The sequence below is a fragment of the Nonomuraea sp. NPDC050643 genome, assembly GCF_040654715.1.
Lineage (GTDB): Bacteria > Actinomycetota > Actinomycetes > Streptosporangiales > Streptosporangiaceae > Nonomuraea.
Genome location: NZ_JBFAIM010000161.1, coordinates 1 through 2,495 on the forward strand (window position 1 = coordinate 1; position 2,495 = coordinate 2,495).

Annotated in this window: 2 protein-coding genes; one reads left to right on the plus strand and one right to left on the minus strand. The window is 76.3% G+C overall.

The annotated features are described in order from the left end of the window. The first annotated feature begins 175 nt into the window (after positions 1-175). Complete coding sequence (locus AB0I15_RS66650; RefSeq protein ID WP_358121108.1) at positions 176-784, plus strand: hypothetical protein; 609 nt, start codon at positions 176-178, stop codon at positions 782-784. 2 nt (positions 785-786) lie between these two features. Here the strand turns inward: AB0I15_RS66650 and AB0I15_RS66655 are convergent, their stop codons facing one another. Beyond that, the gene (locus AB0I15_RS66655; RefSeq protein WP_358121112.1) at positions 787-2,109 is read right to left on the minus strand and encodes an amidase; all 1,323 of its coding nucleotides are present in this window, start codon (positions 2,107-2,109) and stop codon (positions 787-789) included. Positions 2,110-2,495: the final 386 nt, after the last annotated feature.

Sequence of the window (2,495 nt, forward strand, 5' to 3'; positions counted from 1 at the left end):
TCGACGGACGCATAGGCCAGTAATGATCATGCGGGGAGCCTCACTCAGGTCTCCCGGGGGGGGCGCCCCCGGCCCGGGCCCCCCCCCCCCCGGATGGTTCGGGCCCCCGGCGGGCGCGGGTGCCGCCGCCCCCCGCGGCGACACCGGCGCGGCGCTGGCCGCGCAGGCGATGGTGATGGCCGCCGCCACCGTACGCGGCGACCTGGCGTTCGCCCTGGCCCTGGCCGAGAGTCTGCTGGCCGTGCACCGCCCGCAGCACGGCCTGACCCTGCCCGCGCTGCTGGCCCGGTTGTGCCAGAGTCACGTGCACACCGCGGCGGGGCGGACCGAGGAGGCCGCCAAGGCGCTGGAGGAGATGTGCGCCGAGTGCGACCGGCACGGCGAGCGGTGGATGCGCGCCTACGCCGACCTGTTCCGGGCGCGGGGGGAGCTGTCGCTCGGGCGGTTCGAGGCGGCGCAGACGTACGCGCGGGCGGCGCTGGAGACCAAGCACCGGCTGCACGACAACATCGGGATCGCCCTGGCCCTCGACATCCTGGCCTGCGCCGCCGCCGCCTCGGGCCAGGGCGAGCACGCCGCCCGCCGGCTCGGGCTGGCCCAGCAGGTGTGGGACACGATCGGGCGGGCGCAGATCGGCATCCGGGAGTGGGTCAGCGCCCGGCAGACCTGCGAGCGGCAGGCCAAGGCGGCGATCGGCGACCAGGCGTACACGGCCGCCTTCCGCGCCGGCTACGACGCGGGCCTGGAGACCGGCATCGTCCACGCCCTCGATCCCGCCCCCTGACCTCAGAGGCGGGCGGCGGTGGCGAACAGGACGGCCTCGGAGCCGGGGCGGCCGACGAGCTGGAGTCCCACCGGCAGGCCGTCCACGGTCCCGGCGGGCACGGTCAGGGCCGGGTGGCCGAGGACGTTCCACGGGCTGGTGAGGGAGAGCAGGGCGTGGAGCACGGGGATCCGCTGTCCGTCCAGCTTCATCTCGCGCTGGTCCAGCAGGGGCGCGGTGATCGGCACGGTCGGCAGCGCCAGCACGTCGTGCCGCTCGAACAGCGCCGCGACCGCTTCGGCGATCTTGGCCCGCGCGGCCATGGCCCGCACGTAGCGCCAGGCCGGTACGTCCAGGGCGGCGCTCAGGCGCACGAGCACCTCGGGATCGAACAGCTCGGGAGCCTCCGCCAGCCGCTCGGCGTGCACGTCCGCCGCCTCGGAGCTCACGATCGCCGGGTACGCCGCGCGCACCGCGTCCCCGACCCAGTCGGGCACCCGCACCTCCTCCATGCCCCCGGCCGCCGGCTCGGCCACCGCCCGGACGGCGGCCACCACCCGCGCGTCGCCGTCGAAGAGCCCGGCGGGGTCCAGCCAGGCCACCCGCCCGGGGCCGGCCTCGCCCGCGGGCGCGGCGGGGGTCAGGCACGCGTACGCCAGCCGACAGCTCTCGGCGTCGCCCGCGAGCACGCCCACGTGGTCGAGCGTGCGCGCCAGCGGGAACACCCCGTCCGATGAGAGGGCCCCGTAGGCGGGCTTGAAGCCGGCGATCCCGCACAGCGCGGCCGGGATGCGCACCGAGCCGCCGGTGTCGGTGCCGAGCGCCATTGGGAGGATGCCCGCCGCCACGGCGGCCGCGCTGCCGCCGCTGGAGCCGCCCGACATGCGCGCCGGGTCCCAGGGGTTGCGCGAGGGGCCGTTCGCGGAGCGGTCGCCGCTGGCGCCGTACGCGAACTCGTGCGTCGTGGTCTTGCCGACGATGACCGCCCCGGCCGCGCGCAGCCGGGTCACGCAGTCCGCGTCCGTGTCGGGGACGTACCCGGTGAAATGCCGCGAGCCCATGGTGGCGGGCAGCCCGGCCACCATGATCAGGTCCTTGACCCCCACCGGTACCCCGTGCAGCGGGCCGCGATCGGTGCCGTTCGCCAGCTCCTCGTCCGCAAGCCGTGCCGCCGCCAGCGCCCCCTTGGCGTCCACGGTGACGAACGCGTTGAGGGCGGGGTTCAGGTCGGCCGCGGCGTCGAGCGCCCGCTCGGTCAGCTCGGCGGAGGTGGTCACGTGCTCGCGCAGGTCCCGCGCGAGTTCGCTGATGGTGCGGCCGGTGAACGGACCGGGAGAGATCGGCATGGGCACCTTTCTACACGTTGCACCACGAACCGGGCATCCCGCCCACCTGCCCGGCGGGGAGGCGGCGGCGACGCCGCTAGCATCGGCGGGATGTCGGACTCACGAAGGCCCCGGACGCTACGCCGGCTGCTGCGGGGGACACGCCGGTCGGGGTCACGAGGATGGCGGGTGCTGCGGGGGAAGCCCGGATTGGGGTCACGGGGGCAGCGGGGGATGGGAGGGGCGGGGCCGCGAGGGCGGCGGGTGCTGCGGGTGGCGCGCCGGGTCGCCGCCGTCGCGATCAGCCTCTGCGCGCTGGCCGGCGCGGTCCTGCTGCACGGATCCGGCTTCCTCGCGGTCTACCTGACGGCGTTGATCCTGGGTAACTCACGCCTGCCGCACCGGGC

Excerpts from the sequence above, each read along its gene's own strand:
- AB0I15_RS66650 (WP_358121108.1), top strand. The coding sequence starts at position 176 with ATGGCCGCCGCCACCGTACGCGGCGACCTGGCGTTCGCCCTGGCCCTG.
- AB0I15_RS66655 (WP_358121112.1), bottom strand. The coding sequence starts at position 2,109 with ATGCCGATCTCTCCCGGTCCGTTCACCGGCCGCACCATCAGCGAACTC.